Origin of the sequence: Kordia sp. (assembly GCF_022447245.1) — a bacterium.
Taxonomy (GTDB): domain Bacteria; phylum Bacteroidota; class Bacteroidia; order Flavobacteriales; family Flavobacteriaceae; genus Kordia.
Map to the genome: position 1 here is coordinate 37238 of NZ_JAKVBC010000011.1, position 21733 is coordinate 58970.

A 21733-nucleotide genomic window follows, 5' to 3' on the forward strand; every position below is an offset into this window, starting at 1 on the left:
ATTTAAAAAATCAATCATCATGAAAAAAGCGACAGTATTCATCATTACATTATTACTAGCTACAACAGTTTCACACGCACAGTGGGGAAAAAAGAAAATTAAAGGAAATGGTAATGTGACCACCATTACTAGAACTACATCAGACTACGATGCCGTAAGCGTAGCAGGTTTCTTTGATGTAGAATTGGTAGCTGGAACTGAAGGAACTATTACTTTAAAAGGAGAATCTAATTTATTGGAATATATTGAAACAGAAGTAAAAGGAGATGTGTTAAAAATTAAAGCCAAAAAAGGAGCTAATTTACGCGTAAGTAGAGGAAAGCAATTAATTATTACAGTTCCTTTTAGAGATATTAGTGGAGTTTCATTATCTGGCTCAGGAGATGTATATACAAAAGATACGATCAAAGCAGATACTTTTAAAATGGCATTGTCTGGTTCTGGAGATGTTATCGTTGATGTAAACACAGGAAAGCTAAAAATGGCGGTTTCTGGTTCTGGAGACATGACAGCAAGAGGAACTGCTGATAATGCAGAAATGGCATTGTCTGGTTCTGGAGACATTCACGCATCTAAATTACAAGCTAAGAGTGCTAAAGTTAGCTTGGCAGGTTCTGGAGATATCCGATTACACGCTACCGATTATTTAAAAGCTCGTGTAGCTGGTTCTGGAGATATCACATGTAAAGGAAAACCAGTAAAACAAGATACTAAAGTAGCAGGTTCAGGAAGTATTTCTATGAACTAGAAGATTCAACAATCAAAATTTGGACATTAAAAAATCCACTCATTACTGAGTGGATTTTTGCTTTATGAGTATTTTGTATATGCTTTATTCTCTGGAAAAAACTGAAACAGAGGAAACGTCAACTGAATATTCAATTCCATCTTGTGTTTGTATTTCTTGTTGATCTTGCACAAAGGTAAGCGTTTGTCCATCTGCGCTCAACTGATACGTTAATTGCTGTGGCTCACCTGTTATTGCACTTGTATCTACACCAGGAGTTGTAATCGTAAAGAAAGGATCGTTTGTAACAATTGTATTATTTCCGACATCCTCATAATTTCCTGAATTTGTTTGGTCAGTAAGCGATTGTGTTGTTGTCGTTGGTGCTTCACCAGCAATGCTAAAAGAACTTTCAATGCTGTAATCACCAGTTGCTACATAGGTATTTTCAGTAAACGTAACAGTATAATCTAAATCAACACCCGTAATAGTTCCTGTGGTAGATATAGGAATTCCCAAAATAGTAGTCGTGGTTTGTATGTCTGCTTCTAAAGATACGGCTCTCCATGTTCCTAAAAGGGTTCCTGGATTGTTTGTATTGTTTGTATTTGCAGTTTCTTCTACTCCATCATCTAAAGCTTCATTTTCACAGGTAAATGCAGTTAGGGAAATAAAAATTAACAGTAAAAGGGATGTTTTTTTCATTTGATAACGGTTTTAATTTGTGCCAAATTTAATAAAATTTATATCGTAAGCAACTACTAATCTTTTGATTGCATATGAATCATTTATAATATTCGTAACTTCGGATGATTATTTTATGTGGTGTCTTACTGTCTTCATCTTCATAATAAAGTCTTTTGGTCCAATTATTTTGATCATCAAATTCTGTATACTCAAATTTTTCAATTTCATCATCTCCCACAGGAAAGCTCTTCTTTATCCCAACGAGAAATCCATTTTCGTCATATAAAAATTTCTTTTGAACTTCATAATTTACTTCCCCATTATACAGCGTTTTAAGATCACTACCTACAGGTTTACCATCTTTTAGATAAGCCGTCCCTTTAGATACTTCTATTAATTCGCCCTCATAAGGTTCATAAGAGGTAAACTCAATTTTTGTATCTGAAGTATGGGTGTATTTATTAATTCCTTGAAATTTTCCTTCTGCATCATACCTTGACTCTTCTACCATTTTTCCATTTTCTATTTTGGAAATTAAATAATAGCGTATCTTATTGTTCTCATCAAAAAAATTTGTTCGTTCATGATCACCTTTCTCTGAAAAAATGAGACTGTAATTTCCAAATCGTGTGGGTGCTCCTTGTTGCCATTTACCAGATTTTTCAACTGGCTCATATTGATTCTCAACAAGCGTTTTTACTTTTCCGTTCAATCCGTATTTAGTCCACTCTGTTTGCTCCACACAGGAATTCAACATAGTAAGAACAATACTTATTATTGGAAATAGTATATACTTTTTATTTTTCATAATAGGTATATGTTCTTGTGACTAATTTTTGTGGTGTCTCACTGATATCATCAACATAATCTAATCTTTTTATCCAATTATTTTGATCATCAAATTCAAGATATTTGTAAGTATATTTTTTAACTTCACCATCTTCATTTGTCTCTTGAATAGTATGTACTTGTCCATTTTCATCGTATTGAAATTTTACTCTAAACTCATACGTTACTTTTCCATTGGTAAATGTTTTGTGATCTCTTCTTACTAACTTACCGTTTTTCAAAAATGTTTTCCCCGCTCCAACTTCTTCTCCTTTGGGATTATAAGTAGTAAATTCAACTTTAGTCACAGAGAGGTGTTTGAAATTTGTAATTCTTTCTAATTTCCCTTTTGATCATAAGAGGATATTTCTTTTATTTCTCCATACTCTTTTTTGGGGATTGAACGTTCTTTCATTTTTCCATTTTTCCCAATAAAATCTTCTACTTCAAAATTTCCATCAGCATCAAAAGCAACACTGTAATTTCCAAATTCTATTGGTTCTCCTTTGTTCCATTCTCCAAATTTTGTTTCGGGTTCGTAATGCATTTCTACAAACTTTTTTACTTTTCCGTTAACATCGTATAAATTCCAGTCCGTTTTCTTTCCACAGGAACTTAGCATTGCAAAAACAATAATGAGTATGAGAATTGAAATATGTTTTTTAGTTTTCATAACATTCATAGGTTTACTAAAGTTATGCAGATATGTTTATTGTACATATTTCGTTTTCTTCACAAAACTCAATACGATAAAAGAAATCAGGAAAAATATAGCCAAGAACATTACGGACCATTGCATAGATCCTGTAATCGATTTTAAAGCTCCAAAAACAACCATTCCCAATACAATCGCTACTTTTTCCGTAACATCAAAAAAGCTAAAATACGTTGCGGTATCTTCTGTTTCTGGCAATAGTTTGGAATAGGTTGAACGCGATAAGGATTGAATGGCACCAAGCACTAAACCTATTAATCCGCCTAATATATAAAAGTATAATTGAATTTTTTCTTGATCTTTATCTAACATAAATGCAACAAAACAAACGGCTCCCCAAATGACGATTGTGCTTTTTAATGCAGTTAAGTTTCCGTATTTTTTGGATATGTTTGAAAAGATATATGCGCCAAAAATGGCAACAACTTGCACCAATAATATAGCACCTATTAAGTTGGTTGTTGGCAATCCTAATTCAGTACTTCCAAAGATTCCCGCCATGTAAATAATGGTTTGTACACCTACGCTATAAAAGAAGAAAGAAATTAAATAGGTACGTAATTGTGGATAATCCGTTAACTCCTTCCAAACTTTTCCTAATTCTTTGAAACCACTTGTTAAATAACCTTTTTGAGGTTTTCTTTCATGCACATTTTCAGGCAATCTTCTATAAGTGATTTGAGCGAAACCTAACCACCAAACTCCGACTGCAATAAAAGATATTTGCGTAGGTAATGTACCTTCTTTCAAACCAAACAAATCAGGTTTCATGATCAGTACTAAACATAAAACCAGCAATAAAATAGAGCCAATATAACCGTAAATAAAACCTTTAGCACTTGCTGCATCTTGCTGTTCTGGATGCGCAACTTCAGGTAAATAGGCATTGTAAAAGACAATACTTCCCCAAAAACCGATTCCAGAAGTAATGGTTAATAAAATCCCTATCCAAAGCGAAGACTCATCCTTAAAGAAAAATAATCCCATAATGGATAAAGAACCTAAAAGACAGAAGAATTTTAAAAATTTAAGTTTACTTCCTGTGTAATCTGCAATTCCAGAAAGTATTGGTGATGTAATGGCTACTATTGCCATAAAAAATGCAATTGTATAATCGTATAAGGTTGTAGGATCCCATTGCGTTCCTAAAAAAATAATTTTTTTATTAATAGCATATTGAGCAAATTGTCCTGTTACCGTTGCATAATATATTGGAAACACTGCTGTGCTTATTACGAGTGAATATACTGAGTTTGCCCAATCGTAAAATGCCCAAGCATTAATTAGTCTTTTGTCTCCTTTTTGTAGTTGGTTAGTTTTTTTCATTTCGCTAATATCATAAAAAAGTTGTTCAATTTTGGACGACAACTAAAATACAGATTTATTTTTAATGCATTCACAGGATCTTTTCTTGTAAGCCTGAAGTTACATTAACGAAATGTTTTCAATTATTTAGGTAAAGGTGTTAGAGGTTTCAATCATATTAAAAAAGATAAAATTATAAAGTCACATCCTTTAACATTAGTGAATTTTAATTTTTTTAGTGATTTTATGCGTTTTATCTAATGTAAATTTCACGAAATAATATCCTTCGTTTGCTGTAAATGGAAGTTCAATACGGTAATCAGAATAGTATGATTTTTGGTCTTGCCAAATTTGTTGTCCGATGGTATTATAAACTTTGATATCTTCTATAGAAAACAAAGTCATATTTTGAAAAACCAAGGAATTAATTTTGGAATTATAAAATGTCGTCAAGCTATTTACTTCAACCTCTATCGAGGGAATATCTAAGGTTGAATTTTCTTGGAAAACAAGATAAAATCTATGTTCGTAAGTTCCCGCTGGCAATGTCAAAATTGCTATTGAATTTTGATCCAATAAATTGTAAGTATTGGTTTGGCTGTCATAAAAGAACACCTGTAAGTTTGAAGGTAAACCTGAAAGATCTTCGGCACTGAATACCATCTCTCCAGTGGCACCCACTTTAATTTTTAAGGGTAACATTTGGTTGGAATCAATTTGACCTATACCTTGAATCACCATTGGAACTCCCAATATATCAAAGGCACAATCAGTAAAATTCCACTGAAATATGGGAGCATCGTAACCGTAATTGATCCCATCTTCCAATCCAGGTTTCACTCCCAACAATAACTGTCTCTCTGCTCCCTCAGGTGTTTTAAATTTAAAATACATTCGTGAAATATTATCATTTTCATTTTCTACATTTTCAGTGGTTAACGATTTAAATACCGACTCCCCATCTGATTCTCTCTGAAAAGCGCGCTGTGTATTAGAAAACTCAATAAAACCTCCATCGCTATCACCTTGCACAAAAAATCCTTGTCCGACAGGTATGTAGCGTTTTGGGAGTATGGTTCCATTACCTATACCAGACACATTAGGAGGAGAAATAGCTATGGTTGCTCCTGTCAAATTATATGTTGAATACCCACCTTGGTATTGATCTAATGTGTGACTTTCACCTCCCCAATGTTCCCAAAAATATAAAGCACCTGTTATGGCTCCGGGAGTAATAACATTGCCAGAAGTATCTAAGGTCTCTAAATTATCTTGAATAAATAGATTTGCATCTAATGCACTAGGATAAGGATTTCCTATCAAATAAATGTTAGAGGAATTTATACTATGAGTAATGGTCCCGTTATTAGGCTTACCAACAAATGTATAGTTTTGATTGTTGGCTGAACTACCTGACCCTTTTTGGGTATAGCCCTCTCCAACCTCAAGAATTCCAGTAGAGCCTAGATGTTCCCAGTTTTGATAAGCACTCGTCTGATCTCTAAAAGCAAATAACCAGTAATTGGAGAGTGTAATCGGAGAACTTGGAGCTCCATCATATCCATCGGTAAAATTAATATCTAATATATTAGAAGGGTTTGTACCATCATGCAATACCTCAGCAATTGAGTATGATTTATTATTTGTATGAGTATTAATACTTCCTACTGGAGAGCACCAATAATTGTAATAATAAATATTAGTATGCCCTTGTTGATCTCTTTCAATATATCCAGCACTACTAACATCTAAAACAGAGTTTTCTTCTTGTAAAAGTTGAGATTCTCCTTGTAAATCAATTTTTCCATCTAATTTCAAATACAAAGAATTTTGTATCATCTGATCACTTTTTACAACTAAACTTGTTCCTGCATCTAATAGTAATCCCAAGTGAGAATGACTTGCTACCGTTGATACGGTTGCATAATTTGTCAATGACACAATTGCCCAATCTTTGTGAGGTAGATTGGTAATATCCCATACATCTCCGTATTTCCATGTACTGAGGTCAGTCCATTCGCCAGAATTTTCAGCAATGTAAGGTATAGGAGCAGTAGTTTCCTGTACTGTGGTCATATTAAATAAAAAACCATTATTAGAATGTTGTGAAGTATCATTTGTAGTTCCATTGGCAGCAGATGTTAGTTTTAGATATAACTTCAAATCATCAGGAGACAATCCATCAATTTCTGTATTGGTAATAGCTCCGTATACTTTTCCTCCATTAAGATATATAGCTTGATAAACTTGCTCTTTAATCTGTGTATCGGAGAGAGGTTTCGCATACACTCTAACCTCTTGAATATCTGCTTTAATAAAATCTGAATTAGCTATTGGACTCTTTCCGATAATGAAATCAGAGGTACTCGAAAGTAGGGAGCTTCCAATAGTTTCCACACTACCGGCTGCCTCTCCGTTAATAAAAACTTTTAAATGGTTTTGATCGTACACAGAAGTCAAATGCACCCAAGTATTAGTTGGTATCGCTTCACTAGTTGTAGCGGAAATAGAACCATTATTAGTTGAAATTACCGAGGTTATTGTTTTATCAGGATTTACATACAAAAAATGATTAGACTCTCCCATAATTACATTAAGACCAGCAGTATTAGGGTCTAATTTCACCCAAGCCATATAGGTAAAACCATCAGAAGAACTTCCCAAAGAATTTACTTGTACATGATCATCTACTCCATCAAAATCAATGCTAACAGATCTACTCAAGGGCACAATAGTATCATCGTCTGGTTCTCCATCACCATTATCATCTACATTGGTGAAATCGTTTGGATCATCAGAATCATCTACTTGGTTAAATCCATTGGATTGCACCCCAGTTACTGTTGCAGCAGTATGGGTTTCTCCTTGAATTAGATCACTGTTCGTAATGGGATATTGCAAAACAAGCACCCAAGTTTCTGAGACTTCTAAAATACCATTATTGTTTGTATCTCCAGTGTAAGTTCCAGAAATGACACCTCCAAAAAATGGATCAGATATAGAAATATTGGACAAAGGGATTTCCCCATTGTTATAAAGAGTGTATGCAAAGGTAATCTCTTCTCCTGTTTCTGCAATACCATCCCCATCATCGGTAAATACTCCTGTATGCTCAATTCCTATTTCGCCATCATATACACGTGTATCTTCGCTTAGTTTGTCTAATACTAAATTAGCGTCTATTTGATCTTGTGTATTAAACACTGTACTAGTAAAAGTTCCGCCTTCTATTCCCACAATACTGTTAGTTGACAAGGTTAAAGTTTGTGTTTCTCCAGAGGTTAAAGACCCCACTACCCAATTCGGTGCTGTCCATGAACCTGCAGTATGTGAAACTCCAATCACTTCAAATGTTGAAGATATATTAGTCGCTATGGTCAAGTTTGTTATTGTATGAATACCCAAATTTGTTACTTGAATTGAAAAAATTTCTGAGTCGCCCTCAATGATAGGATCTACGGCATCAACAATTTCCACAAAAACCTCATCAACACAGAAAAATAAACTTATGGTATTAGATGAATAAGTACAAGTCCCTTTGGTAACATCAACATAATAATCGCCTATAGTCGTTGGAATGATGGTATTTGAGTTTGCGCCTGGGATAGCTACTCCATCATGGTACCATTGATACGCATCAAAAGTACCAGTTGATTCAGCAATAGTTGCGTTAGGAAAACAGCCTGCTCCTCCGATCGTTACATCAACTACTGGAGCTGTATCAAATCCTGAGAAATACCCAGCCAATCCTGCATGACTACCATAGCGCATAAAAGTCCCGACAGCAATGGGTCCTGTTGAGTTCACTTCTACTTCACCTGTTAAGTTAGTAACATAAAATGTTTTCCAATCTGAAGTTCCAGAAACAGGGCTCGCTACTGGTAAACTTACCGTACCCGATCCATCAGTCAATGATATATTTGCATCAGGAGTTGAAGTAGATGCAATAATCGTAATAGCTGATTCTCCACTAAAAGCGCCTGCGATTTCATTTATTTTTGGAATTTCATCCAAGCTACTTGGCAATAAACAATTGAGAGGAGCTATAAAGTTCATCCCAACTGTTTTGGTTGCTGATTGTCCAGCTAAACATTGATATGCATAAACTTCTTTAGAAGTGGACACAAACATATTTGCTCCGGGATTGGAAGATGAATAATTACTTCCTGGAATTTCTATATATTCGCCATTATTGATTGTTGTAAAGTAGTTTCCTCCTACATATACTTCAGTGTTATTTTGATAAGCGACAATTACAGGAAATTCACTTTCATTTCCTCCTCTCCCTCGGATAAAAACATATTCTTTACCCAATAAATTTGTAGGAACAGGCTGATCAATTCCTGTATCTCTTGAAGCTCCCGAGGTAATTCCAAAATTTAAACCTCCTGAACTAATAGCAATTGGCTTATCTGAACTTACTGTGGCGCCTAACCAACCATCATCATTAGAAGCACTTTCAGATGGTATTGCTTCCAATACATAACTTTGTCCTGCATGGAGAGTAATAGAAATAACATCACTTGTTATTCCATCGGGATCTCCTGCCAAACGAAATTCACAATTCGGATTATATCCCGAGATAGTAACTTGTGTATTATCCTCTGTAGCCATGATACCTAAGACTGAATTTAAACGTCCACTTATCGTAGCTTTATTTGGAATACCTCCCCAGCGAAAATCAGTTCCCAGTGCAGCCTGACCTTTACAAGTTAAAGATCCTGCTTGAGCGGAAGAACGTCCTCTAAAATTAACATAAAATTTTTCGCCACCAGATGATTCAAAACGCAATCCACTATTAGACAAAACTACTCCTGTATTACTATTTGACACTAACGTAATATTGTTATCACCATCGCCAGGGTCATAGGTTTTAGAGGAATTATTAGCTAAACCTGTAATCGTTGTAATTGGCGCTGTATTGTTCCCTCTGTATACAAGTATACTGAATGGTGTATTTTCAGGTGTTGAAAAATAAAATTCTTGCTGCTGTAAAGCACTATTGCTGGAAGATTGTTTTAACGGAGGGAAGTAATGAATGGAATCTAACTGAGCGAATATTACAGAAATGTTCATAAAAGAAAAAAGAATAAGTAACTTTTTTATCAAACGTAGATTGCGATTTTTCATATTGATTTTTTTTTTGCGCTTGATATTTTCCTGAACTTAACAGTAATTCCTGTAGTGTGTGTAATTTAGACTAGAAAGAAAATAATATTTTTCGATTTACAACAACTACACGTTTATTGAAAATTCAACCAATTTGTTAAAGAGTATCAAAGCACGGTTTACAAAATTGACCACCCTAGTATTTTAGATGAATCTAAATTATTAATTGGATAAAAAACAAACCCCTCAAGTCTTTGAAAATAGAGAAACTTGAGATGAGTAAACCATTGCTTTCGATTAACTTAGTATTTTGAATCCTAATAAAAAACAATTCATCAAAGCACGAGACTACATTGGCATTATGAAAGAATACAAATTTAATGGATCATTCAAATCTCTTTTTAACAGCTATGTATTCATTCTAAAAAATATCAACTACTAGTCAATTAACATGAAGTAAATTTGTTCCTATTCAATAATAAATTTTTAAGATAATCAACCAAGAAACTATCAAGTTTTTGCGAATACTTTTTAATTTAGAGCTAACTTTTTTGTGTTACAGGTTGATGACCTTTTATCACGCAAACTGTTTGAAGAACTGATTTTAAAAAAATTAATGAAGTATTTGTCTAATTTCTCATTAACACAATAAACCCTAAACAGCTCTAAATTTGCATATTACCCTCTTATTGACAAGAACATCAAATATTGCTTTTTTATTTTGAAATGAATCAAAATAAATCATTTCATAACATAAAATTTATGAGTATCATGGTAAAACATATTTTACCAAAATGTGTTTTTATAGATAGATCCTAGTTAATTTTGACAATATTAACCGTTGAGAAAGAATTTAAAATTAAATTGATATTTTAGATTGAAATCAATTTAAAATTCCCCTAAGGGACGGTATTGACTAACCCCAAATTTTCGAGCCTCTGCTTTAGCTAGAGATGCTTCTACTTGTAAGTTTTTGATTCGTGTTTCGTGTGATGGGTGGGTACTTAAAAACTCTGATGGTGCTTGTCCGCCACTTTTAGCGCCCATACGTTTCCATAGTTCTGCCGCTTCATCTGGATTGTATCCTGCAATTGCCATTAAATAAATTCCAATTTTATCAGCTTCGTTTTCGTGTTTTCTACTAAATGGTAACATAAACGCAACGTTAGATCCAACGCCATAATATTGATTAAACGCTTGACGCGATTTGTCATCTTCAATAGCAATATTTCCAGCAACTGCCAATCCTTGTTGTAAATATGCAGCACTCATACGTTGTTGTCCATGATTTGCCAATGCATGCGCTACCTCATGTCCCATAATGGCTGCAATCGCTGTTTCATTTTCTGCTACTGGTAAAATTCCTGTATAGAATACAATTTTTCCACCAGGCATACACCATGCGTTAACAGCTGAATCGTCTACCAAATTATATTCCCACTGATAATCTTTTAAATATCCTTGATTTCCGTTAGCATCTAACCACCGTTCTGCTGCTACAGCAATTCGCTCTCCTACTCGCTTAATCATTGCTGATTGAGAAGTTCCATTAACAACTTTGTTTTCGTTTAAGAATTGATCATACTGTGCAAATGCTGTTGAAAATAATTGTGTATTTGAAACCAACGCCATGGTTTTTTTTCCTGTGAATGGATTTGTCGCACAGGATAGTATGAATATGAAAACTGATAATGCGATTATTTTCTTCATGTTTTACTATTTTTGAGTCTTTATTGAAGTGTTTTAACTCTATAAGACTTCATACAAAATTAGCGATTATTAAATTATTAACACAAAATTATAGATTGTATTTCCGAAGCTCGATAATTTACCCCAATTTTGAAGAATCTTAGATAGATTACCAAAAAATGAGTCAAACTGCATCCAATTTTAACCCAGAACCTCCTGTTCAGATTCCAAAACCTATTTTATATACAGGTTGTTTTTTACAATTTATTTCTACAACACTTGCCGCAAAATATGCCAAACGCTTATTTGTTACGCCTGTAAAGTATAAAATGCCAAAGCGTGAATTTCATATGGATAAGGAATCTACACAAACGATGATACCAGTTCCTGAAATTAATAAAGAAGTGTTAGTGTATTCGTACGGAAAAAGTGACAAAAAGATTTTATTGGCGCATGGTTGGAGTGGTCGCGGTACACAACTGGTAAAAATTGCAGATCATTTTGTAAAACTAGGGTATCAAACCATTAGTTTTGATGCTCCTTCTCATGGAAAACTCAAAGGAAATCAATCTTCTTTGTTGGAGTTTATCGCTACAATTCAAGAACTTGACAAACAATATGGTCCGTTTGAGTTTGCTATTGGACATAGTTTGGGCGGCATGTCTTTATTGAATGCTATTAGAGATGGAATGTGCGTAAAAAAGCTCGTAACCATTGGTGCAGCTGATATTATTTCTGACATTATTGCCAATTTTATCAAAGCATTGACACTCAAACCGATTGTTGCTACCAAAATGAAAGCCATTTTAGACGGTTTGTTTGGGACTGATATTAATGAAATTTCCGCGAGTTATTCTGCAAAAAAAGTGACTGTACCTACCTTAATTGTACATGATGAGAACGATGCAGATGTACATGTAAGTTGTGCGCATTCTATACATAAAGCGCTTCCTGATGGCAAGATTCACATAACAAAAGGCTTAGGACATCGTAGAATTCTTGGAAATCAGGAAGTAATTAAAAAGATTGAAGCGTTTTTGTTGGAAGATTGATTAGATTTTATACACGCTATCGCTTTAGTATCACTAATGTTCTTAGATAGTTAATATAGGCTTCGCCTCTTGATATGTTAGACTTGCTTTACGCTTAGATTTATGGATTCGCTTTTGCCATTAGATTTTTATTGGTTTTCAATAGTGTATATTTAATTTGAGGGATTTCGCATCGAGTACTGAATGACAGTTAAATGCTTTCCAAGTATCAGTTTGAGTGACGAATCTCAGATTCGTTATATCGAGAACAACTTTGATTTTCATGTTACCTCTCGATATAATTTTCTTCTTTTCATTTGAAAATTACTTGAAATAGCGGTTTGAGTTTGAAAGGTTCTTGCGAGGAAGCATGACGAAGTAATCTGTTCGTATCAAATAAAACTGTATTTGAAACCACAGATTGCCACAAATTTTTACAAAATTGTCGCAATGACTTCTTCTAATACAAAAAAGAGCCAATACTATACACATATTGACTCTCAATTTCAATTCAACAATTACTATTTTTATATTATCCAATGATATGAATCTCAGAGAAATTCTTGTCTACAATCATAGCTCCTCCACTGTCTTTTTTGACCTCTGATAGTGAAACCGTTTCATTGTCTATTTGTATTTCTTTAACTTCAAACGGCAATCCGTGAATGTTCATTTTGAAGTTTTCATACTCTGTAATGTACTTTCCCTGTTTGTGCTGTTGCAGAATGAGTTCTTTTGGCTTTCCTGTCAACTTGAAGGTTCTTAGACTGTAACGTCCTTTTGTGTAATCGTAACCATCATGCGCATCATCAAAGAGTTGCGAACGCTCTTTTCCCTCGGTATAGTATATATCTAAGGTAACTTCTGAGATTTCTTTCTCGCCAACATATTGTTGTACAGGATATTTAGGAATAACGGCTCCTGCTTTTACAAAAATTGGCATGCTATCAATTTCGGCATCTACCCATTTTTCTTTTCCTCCTTCTACCAATTCGTCTGTCCAGAAATTATACCATTGTCCACGTGGAATATACATTCTACGACCTTTGCTGTTTGGTTCTTGAATTGGGCAGACTAATATTTTATCTCCAAAAACAAATTCATCTGTTCGGTAATGCGTTTGATGATCTTCTTGATCAAACATGACAAGCGATTTTAATAATGGCGTTCCGTGATCTACCAAATTCCAAAATGCTGTGTACAAATAAGGTAATAATTGATAACGTAGTTCCACAAACTTACGTACAACATCGGTTACATCTTCATCAAATGCCCATGGTTCTTGATCGCCATGATCTCCAGAAGAATGCACTCTACAAAACGGATGAAAGATTCCAAGTTGAATCCAACGCGTAAATAATTCTCCTTGTGGTTGTTCTGCAAATCCACCAATATCACTTCCTACAAAAGAAAAACCAGACATTGCCATTCGTTGTGCTTGTACATTAGCAATCCATAAGTGTTCCCAAGTTGCCACATTGTCACCTGTCCAAGTTGAGGTATAACGTTGCGTTCCAGAGTACGCTGCTCGTGTTATAACAAATGGACGTTTTGGATAGTTAAATTTCTTTAAACCTTGATAGGTTGCACGCGCCATTTGCATTCCGTATACATTGTGTGCTTTTCGGTGACTGCATGGATTCCCATCATAATCATGTCTTACATCATCTGGGAATGTTTTGTTTGGAACTTCCATCACCGCAGGTTCATTCATATCGTTCCAAACACCTTTGATTCCTACTTCTTCAATCAGTTCTTTAAACAATCCTGACCACCAATCGCGCACTTCTGCACGTGTAAAATCTGGGAAGTAACATTCGCCTGGCCACACTTTACCTTTCATATAAGGACCATCGGCACGTTTACAGAAATAATCTTTTTCTAATGCTTCTTTAAAAACATTGTATTCTTTGTCAATTTTGATTCCCGGATCGATAATAGCAACAGTTTTAAAACCGTCATCTGCCAATTCTTTCACCATTCGTTTCGGATCTGGAAAGTGGTTTTTGTTCCAAGTAAAACAACGGAAACCATCCATATAATCAATATCTAAATAAATGGCATCACATGGAATTTTTAAGTCTCTAAATTTCTGTGTGATTTCTTTGACTTCACTTTCTGGATAGTAACTCCATTTACATTGATGATAGCCTAATGCCCATAATGGTGGTAATTGATGTGGTTTTCCAGTTAAATCCGTATAGCTTTCAACGACATCTTGCATTTTTGGACCATAAAAGAAGTAATAATTCATTTCACCTCCTTGTGCCCAAAAGCTTGTTACATTTCTACGCTCATGCGCAAAGTCAAAATAACTTCTAAAGGTATTGTCAAAAAAGATTCCGTAGGCTTTGTTATGATGTAATCCTGTGTAAAAAGGAATTGCTTTGTATATTGGATCGGTGTGTTTTCCGTATGCGTATGAATCGGTTACCCAATTTTGGAAACGTTTTCCTTTGAGATTTAAATGATCTGGCTTGTCACCTAATCCAAAATAACTTTCGCGTTCGTTGACTGTCTTGCTCATTTTTACAATGTTTCCCCCGTACTCATAACTTTCTTCCCAATGGAAACCAAGTTCGTCTTCATTAATTAGAACATTGTCTTTTACATCATACAATCGCACACGCATGTTTGCTTTTGCAATATGACAAATTAGTTTGGATGTCGTGATACTATATTTTTCTTGGTCTTCTTCTATTTCTAAATGATTGTAACCTGTACTTGCATATTTTGTAATGGCATAGGAAAAATCATTTTCAAATGTTCCTGTAGTTGTATATCGAAAACGCAATACACTATCGCGTACAATTCGCAATTGCAATACCACATCATTTTCTGCCTTAAAATACAAGGTATCGACGTCTTTGCTAAAGTCTATTATTTTGGATGGAAATAAATTCCCTTTGTGTTCTAATTCTGTGTTTACAATCATCTTGCAATTTTTAAGATATTATGTAAAAAAACACAAAAGTTTAGACAATTAAAAGCTTTGAATCAGCTACTTATTAACGATAACGTTATCGTAATGTATTATTTTTTTATTTCGACTCCGCTCCAAATAAAAACCTGATAGATGAGTGGGTTTTTGAATACGTTTTTTTGTTGAATTATGATTTTTAGACCACAAATTTTGTCGTTTTCGCAATTCTTTGTTTTTAGGTTTTTTTTGATGGAATGACTGAAAGATTTTACGATTTAATAATCACGTTAACTATCATTTATTTTTTTGGTACTAATTCAAAAGAATATACGGCACGGCAATCTGTTTAGCATACAGTAAATTTGTAATTTGAAGGTATAGATTGCTTCATTACGTTCTTTAACTAAATAAACAGATTACTACGTCACTATGCTTCTCTCAAAGACGTATCTAACATGTTTAAAAACCTAAACATACTTCAAAATAACCATTCCTAATGGTGGAATTTTGATTTCTGTAGAGTGATTTCTGAATTGCCAATCGAGTTGATCAGAAGTAACTTTTGTATTGACAAAATCATTAGTTCCTGCATATTGCTGTAGATCACTGTTGAAGATTTCTTGTAAAATTCCTTTTCTTGGCAATCCGATACGATAGTTTTCTCGTGGAATTGGCGTCATATTACACGCAATGATCAAATCATTTTCTGGTTTTTTGCCTTTGCGCATGTAGATCAATACGGAGTTTTCGGTATCGTTGTAATCAATCCACTCAAAACCATCTGCAGTAAACTGTTTTTCGTGTAATGCTGGTTCTACTTTGTAGAGAGCATTCAAGTCTTTGATTAAGGTTTGAACTCCTTTGTGTACATCATATTCTAATATATGCCAATCGAGACTTTGTTGAAAGTTCCATTCTTCACTCTGTCCAAATTCTGCTCCTTGAAATAGTAAGTTTGTTCCTGGATGCGTAAACATATAACTGTACAATAAACGTAAGTTTGCGAAGCGTTGCCATTCATCGCCTGGCATTCTTCCCAAAATAGATTTCTTTCCATATACAACTTCATCATGCGACAAGGGTAACATAAAGTTTTCCGTAAACGCATAGGTCATACTAAAGGTTAAATCGTTTTGATGATGTCTACGGTAAATAGGTTCTTTAGCAAAGTATTGCAAGGTGTCATGCATCCAACCCATCATCCATTTCATTCCAAAACCAAGTCCGCCAATAGATGCTGGACGCGATACCATTGGAAACGAAGTTGATTCTTCGGCAATGGTTTGCACATCGGGAAACATTTGGTAAATGGCTTCATTCATTTCACGCATAAATGCTATGGCTTCTAGATTTTCACGTCCGCCAAATTGATTTGGTTCCCATTCACCTTCGTTTCTAGAGTAATCTAAAAATAACATGGAAGCTACTGCATCTACTCGTAAACCATCGGCATGATATTGTTCAAGCCAAAAAATAGCATTACTAATTAGGAACGATTTGACTTCATTTCGACCATAATTAAATATCAAACTTTTCCAATCAGGATGATAGCCTTTTCGCTTATCTGGATGCTCATATAAGTTTGTACCATCAAAGAAACCAAGTCCATGTGCATCTTCTGGAAAGTGCGATGGAACCCAATCCAAAATAATTCCGATGTCGTTTTGATGTAATTTATCCACCAATAACTTAAATTCTTCTGGATAGCCAAATCGTGACGTTGGAGCAAAATAGCCTACCAATTGATAACCCCAACTTGGATCGTACGGATATTCCATTACGGGCATCAATTCGACGTGTGTAAAATTCATTTCTTTTACATACGCCACCAATTCATCTGACAATTCTGTATAGGTTAAGAATTTATTTTCTTCTAGCTTTCGTTTCCACGACCCCAAATGTACTTCGTATACAGAAAATGGTGCATCCAACGCATTGTGCTTTTTACGTTTTGCCATCCAATCTTCATCTTTCCAATCATGACCTGCATCCCAAACAATTGAAGCGGTTTTTGGCGGATGTTCACAGCGACGTGCATACGGATCTGCTTTTTCCGTTTTGATATCGTTGTGATGACTTTGTATTTTGTACTTGTACGTGCTTCCTTTTCCAACATTCGGAATGAACCCTTCCCAAACTCCACTTGAATCCCAACGCACGTTGAGTTGATGCTCACCTTCTATCCAAAAGTTAAAATCACCAATCACAGACACCGTTTTTGCACTTGGCGCCCAAACTGCAAAATAGGTTCCTTCCACACCATCAACGGTTAGGATATGTGAACCAAATTTTTCATATAATTTGTAATGTTTTCCTGCTTTGAATAAATTGATATCAAAGTCCGAGAATAAACTATGTGGAACTACTTTTTCCATAAATTAGTGATTGATAATGTTTGTGATTCCTTTTAGCGGAATGACTGCCCAAAGTGGTCGAGAATTGAGTTCGTATCCAAGTTCATATATCGCTTTTTCGAGCAATGAATATTTTAGTAAAAAGATGCGTTCTTGACTGTAACCAATGTTCAAATTGGCAGCTTGAATTTTTGTGATGTATGTTTTTAAGAATACGCCTATGAAGTATGTATATAGAATTTCTCCTGCTTCAAACAATTCTTCTTGATTGTGTTTGTATTCTTCTTTATGATTAAAAATTGTAGCATAAATTGCATAGTGGAAACTTCGGAACAATCCTGCCACGTCTTTTAAAGGCGGTTGTTTGACTTTACGATCACGAATGGTACTTTCTGGTTCTCCTTCAAAATCGAGAATGTAGAAATCGTCGTCTTTCACCAAAATTTGTCCTAAATGATAATCGCCATGAACTCGGATGCGTTCACCTTTTAACTTTGTCCAGTCAAAATTGACCAAACGTTTACGAATGCTATTTTTATTATCTAAAAACTCATTTGCTAATTCTAATGACAAACCTTCTAGTTTGTGGAGATTGTTTTCCACAGTATTCAGACGATTTTGGAATTGATACAACAATCTGTTTTTCAACCAAACTGTGTAGTCTCCATTAAAATGTGTTGGTGTAAAGGCTGTTTCTTCAAATTCGCTTCCCAAAGCAATGTGCATTTCAGCGGTGCGTTCTGCCAGTTTTTGAACCTTTAAAAATAGATTCAATCCCACCCAATCAATAATTCTCGGAGATACATCGCGAATGCTTAAACGTTCAAACAATTCCGTTTCGGGTAGTTGTGGAATGTTTATATTTTTTGCTTCTAGATTTAGAAATACTTTGTGTAGTTCTTTCAACATATAATCCCAAGCATCGCCTTGATTAGGAACCATTTCTTGCATGAGTCCGATCGTAATATTTTCCTTGTCAAAATCTACAATACTCAAACTTCCTAAATATGCTGGTGTATTTTTGTATTGTTTCTTTTCAGATAAAAACCGACTCATTTCATAGTCAGGATTTTTATTCGCATAGATTCTTCGGAAGAATTTTAACACATAACGTTCATTATATACAATGGAAGTGTTGCTTTGTTCTAAGCCCATAAAACTTGACGATTGGTACTCGTCATTGAATTGCAAGCTTTTATGATATTGCACACGTGTTTGATCGTTTGGAACTGCCGTATGAATGCGCTCAAAAACCAATTTCCGAAAGGCTTCTAAGTTGATGGCATCAATGATAAAACCTTCTTGGTTTTTGATACTGATTGGCAAAATTCGATCTTCTTTGGCAAAACTTTCATCCGATACAAAGGCAATCGGTAAAAAGTAATGCTGATAGAACGCTTCTACAAAATTGACTTCTAATATTAGACCATAATACACTTCTCCATGCTGTTGAATTCTAAAGTATTCAGAGAGTTCTATATATTTTAGTTTGCTTGCTTTTCCTCCATACCAACGCTTTTTAATAATATAATCTTCCAATACATCTGAAAGAAATGCTTTGACAAAGTTTTTGTTTTCTAACAAGTCTTCCCAAGCATCGTTAAAATTATATTGCGTTTTGTTTTTGGTGGTCTTTTTAGTCATGGTAGCAAGTTTTATAACTATTTTCTTATCTCAAAAATGTGGAATGGCAATGTTGGATGCAATTCTACATAGTTCCATTCATCATACCAGTTGTAACTGTTTCCTGTCACCAAATCGTGCACTTCTACTTTGTGTCCGTGTTGAATTCCTAAATCCTGTAAGGGCAATTGTAATGTTCCTTGCTGCATATAGTATTGATCTAGACTAATCACAACTAAGATTTCGCTAGAACGATCTTGATTCCATTTGTAAAACCCAATGAGGTTGTCATTTTCTATGTGACAGAATTTGATATTGTTGGTTTGTTGCAACGCTTGATGTTCGTGACGAATTTGATTGATGCGAGAAATAAGTGTTGTTAATTTGTTTTCTTTGAACCAATCGTAATGACAAACTTGAAATTTCTCTGACATGTAGTATTCTTCCTTTCCAGGAATCGCATGATCGATCATTTGCTCAAATACTGGCCCGTAAATTCCGATGTTTGAACTCAAAGTGGCGGCTAATGCGTAGCGCTGAATGTACTTTGATTCATTGGCACCTTGTAAGTGATACGGATTAATGTCTGGAGTGTTTGGCCAAAAGTTTGGTCGCATGTATTCCTTTTGATCTGTCTGAGTCAATTCTGTTACATACTCAATCAGCTCATGCTTGTTATTTCTCCAGGTAAAGTAGGTGTATGATTGTGTATAGCCTTGTTTTGCCAATTGCTGCATTACTTTTGGCTTGGTAAATGCTTCTGCGAGAAAGATGACGTCTGGAAACTTCTTTTTTACTTCCGCAATAATCCAATTCCAAAAGTAATATGGTTTTGTGTGTGGATTGTCTACACGAAATACGCGCACACCACAATCAATCCAAACCATGAGAATATCTAAACACTCATTCCATAGATTTTTATAGTCTTCACTTTCCCAATAGATTGGGAGAATATCTTGGTATTTTTTCGGTGGATTTTCGGCATATTGTACCGTTCCATCTGGACGCCATTTGAACCAATCGCGATGCGATGTTACCCAAGGATGATCGGGCGCTGCTTGTAAGGCATAATCCATTGCGATTTCAATTCCGTGTTCTTTCGCTTTGGCAACTAAAGTTTTAAAATCGTCCATCGTTCCCAACTCTGGATGTACATCTTTGTGTCCACCATACTGAGATCCAATTCCCCACGCAGAACCTACATCGCCTTTTTTGGCTTCTGTGGTATTGTTTTTCCCTTTGCGGTTGACTTCTCCAATTGGGTGAATTGGAGGAAAATATAAAGTATCAAATCCCATGTTTGCAATACGTGGCAATAAACGTTCGCAATCTTTGAACGTTCCGTGTTTTCCTTCCGTTTCTGAGCTAGAACGTGGAAAGAACTCATACCAAGTACTGAATGTGGCTTTTTTACGATCTACATATACTTTTAAATCATGTGAAGTATTGACTAAATGCTTTTCAGGATATCTTAAGAAGATTTCGCACAAGCGTACACTTTTGGCTTCTACAATCGCTTTTTCATATTGTGATGCATCTTGAAATGCTTCTATACATTCACTTAAATACTCTTTTTCCGTTTTGGTTACTTTTTTAAGTAATGGTTTTAATAAATCGGCTCCTTCTAACAATTCTGAACTAATATACTGATTGTCATCAATTTTTCGTTCTGCACCATGTTGCCAATTCAATGCATCATCAACCCAACCTTGAACTTTATAGGTATAGAAACCTTGCTTTTCTACAACAAAAGAAGCTTTCCACTCGTCATTTCCTGTATCTTCCATGCGTACCTCCTTCCAAGTACGTTCCTTTTCATGTTTGTAAACTACAGAAGCCGCAATCACATCATGTCCATCTACTAAGACATGCGCATTGACAGTTACGATTTCGTTTACGATTCGTTTTATAAAAAATTCACCGCCATTTAGTTGTGGAGAAATATGATCAATAACGACACGTTTTTGGTTTTGCATTTTTCGAAATAATTAGCGTTTTAGATTTCGAAATTAGTAAATTTAAAAGCAATTTCCCTACTTCAAAAGCGATTATCTTACTGATTATTAAACTACAACGATTGCGTAACAATTAATAAATGAAACAATAACATTAATTTGGCTTTTTTTGATAGAAATCACCGTTTTCATCAACTTTACTTTAAGTTTCTTTTTAGGCTAAATTGATAATAAATAATCTGCTTTTATCGCTAATAATTTTAAAAAAAGTTTGTGCTGTAATTACTTTTCTATGCCTTAAAGTTCGTATACAAAAACTGAATCATGAAACTTTCCAGAAAACAATTCCAAAAAGCCAGAGATTTTATATTGATGAATGCCCGAATGATTGAACGTCGCTTGTTTGATTTTTATTTTGGCAACGGAAATGCAGAAGGTGTATATCATGCTGTATATGCTTATAGAAATACAGATGGAGGATTTGGTCACGGAATGGAACCTGATACTGCTTCTCCTGAAAGTCAACCGTTGTTTAGTATTATGGCATTGGAAACTTTGGACGAAGTCGGTTATCTTACTCCTGAATTAATTCTAAACGACTTAATGCCATATTTTGAAAGTATTACTACGGACAATGGTGGTATTCCTTGGATGTTTCAACCTAAAGGTGATTATCCTTGTGAAGATCATTTTAAAACTGTAAAAGAATGGGCTGCTTTGAGTACTACAGCCCCTTTGTAATCTATTTTGTTTAATTTAGAACTGTCCGAAAAAGGGTAAGTCTTCT

General features: G+C 34.8%; 14 protein-coding genes. 3 read left to right on the forward strand and 11 right to left on the reverse strand.

Annotated features, from left to right (window positions below; all coding sequences use genetic code 11):
• Window positions 1-19 precede the first annotated feature (19 nt).
• The gene (locus MK119_RS09300) at window positions 20-748 is read left to right on the forward strand and encodes a head GIN domain-containing protein (RefSeq protein WP_290677415.1); all 729 of its coding nucleotides are present in this window, start codon (window positions 20-22) and stop codon (window positions 746-748) included.
• Between the two features lie 84 nt (window positions 749-832).
• Here the strand turns inward: MK119_RS09300 and MK119_RS09305 are convergent, their stop codons facing one another.
• The 7 genes from MK119_RS09305 to MK119_RS09335 all read right to left on the reverse strand — a co-directional run bounded on the left by MK119_RS09305 (window position 833) and on the right by MK119_RS09335 (window position 11081).
• The gene (locus MK119_RS09305) at window positions 833-1432 is read right to left on the reverse strand and encodes a hypothetical protein (RefSeq protein WP_290677417.1); all 600 of its coding nucleotides are present in this window, start codon (window positions 1430-1432) and stop codon (window positions 833-835) included.
• 79 nt (window positions 1433-1511) lie between these two features.
• A complete protein-coding gene (locus tag MK119_RS09310) occupies window positions 1512-2222 on the reverse strand; it encodes a hypothetical protein (protein ID WP_290677420.1) in 711 nt (236 codons plus the stop codon).
• Window positions 2212-2550, reverse strand: coding sequence for a hypothetical protein (locus MK119_RS09315; protein WP_290677423.1), 339 nt, complete (start codon window positions 2548-2550; stop codon window positions 2212-2214). Before MK119_RS09315 ends, MK119_RS09310 begins: the two co-directional genes overlap by 11 nt.
• Window positions 2551-2579: 29 nt before the next feature.
• Entirely contained in the window at window positions 2580-2915 is a 336-nt protein-coding gene (locus MK119_RS09320) for a hypothetical protein (RefSeq protein ID WP_290677426.1), read from the reverse strand.
• A 36-nt stretch (window positions 2916-2951) separates the two neighbouring features.
• Window positions 2952-4283, reverse strand: coding sequence for an MFS transporter (locus tag MK119_RS09325; RefSeq protein ID WP_290677429.1), 1332 nt, complete (start codon window positions 4281-4283; stop codon window positions 2952-2954).
• A 195-nt stretch (window positions 4284-4478) separates the two neighbouring features.
• Window positions 4479-9392, reverse strand: coding sequence for a LamG-like jellyroll fold domain-containing protein (locus MK119_RS09330; RefSeq protein WP_290677432.1), 4914 nt, complete (start codon window positions 9390-9392; stop codon window positions 4479-4481).
• Window positions 9393-10259: 867 nt separating this feature from the next.
• A complete protein-coding gene (locus MK119_RS09335) occupies window positions 10260-11081 on the reverse strand; it encodes a M48 family metallopeptidase (RefSeq protein ID WP_290677435.1) in 822 nt (273 codons plus the stop codon).
• A gap of 158 nt (window positions 11082-11239) precedes the next feature.
• On the opposite strand from MK119_RS09335, the gene MK119_RS09340 reads away from it, so the two are divergent.
• Window positions 11240-12112, forward strand: a complete 873-nt coding sequence (locus MK119_RS09340) for an alpha/beta hydrolase (protein ID WP_290677439.1) — start codon at window positions 11240-11242, stop codon at window positions 12110-12112.
• A 511-nt stretch (window positions 12113-12623) separates the two neighbouring features.
• Here the strand turns inward: MK119_RS09340 and MK119_RS09345 are convergent.
• The 4 genes from MK119_RS09345 to MK119_RS09360 all read right to left on the reverse strand — a co-directional run bounded on the left by MK119_RS09345 (window position 12624) and on the right by MK119_RS09360 (window position 20967).
• The gene (locus tag MK119_RS09345) at window positions 12624-15026 is read right to left on the reverse strand and encodes a glycoside hydrolase family 31 protein (RefSeq protein WP_290677442.1); all 2403 of its coding nucleotides are present in this window, start codon (window positions 15024-15026) and stop codon (window positions 12624-12626) included.
• Window positions 15027-15481: 455 nt separating this feature from the next.
• Entirely contained in the window at window positions 15482-17389 is a 1908-nt protein-coding gene (glgB, locus tag MK119_RS09350; protein WP_290677445.1) for a 1,4-alpha-glucan branching protein GlgB, read from the reverse strand.
• Between the two features lie 3 nt (window positions 17390-17392).
• Window positions 17393-19012 carry a phosphotransferase gene (locus MK119_RS09355; RefSeq protein ID WP_290677448.1) on the reverse strand — a complete coding sequence of 540 codons (1620 nt, stop codon included), beginning with the start codon at window positions 19010-19012 and terminating at the stop codon, window positions 17393-17395.
• Window positions 19013-19029: 17 nt separating this feature from the next.
• Window positions 19030-20967: an alpha-1,4-glucan--maltose-1-phosphate maltosyltransferase gene (locus MK119_RS09360; protein ID WP_290677451.1), complete on the reverse strand. Its 1938-nt coding sequence runs from the start codon at window positions 20965-20967 to the stop codon at window positions 19030-19032.
• Between the two features lie 303 nt (window positions 20968-21270).
• Between MK119_RS09360 and MK119_RS09365 the strand changes: the two genes are divergently transcribed.
• Complete coding sequence (locus MK119_RS09365; protein ID WP_290677453.1) at window positions 21271-21687, forward strand: hypothetical protein; 417 nt, start codon at window positions 21271-21273, stop codon at window positions 21685-21687.
• Window positions 21688-21733: the final 46 nt, after the last annotated feature.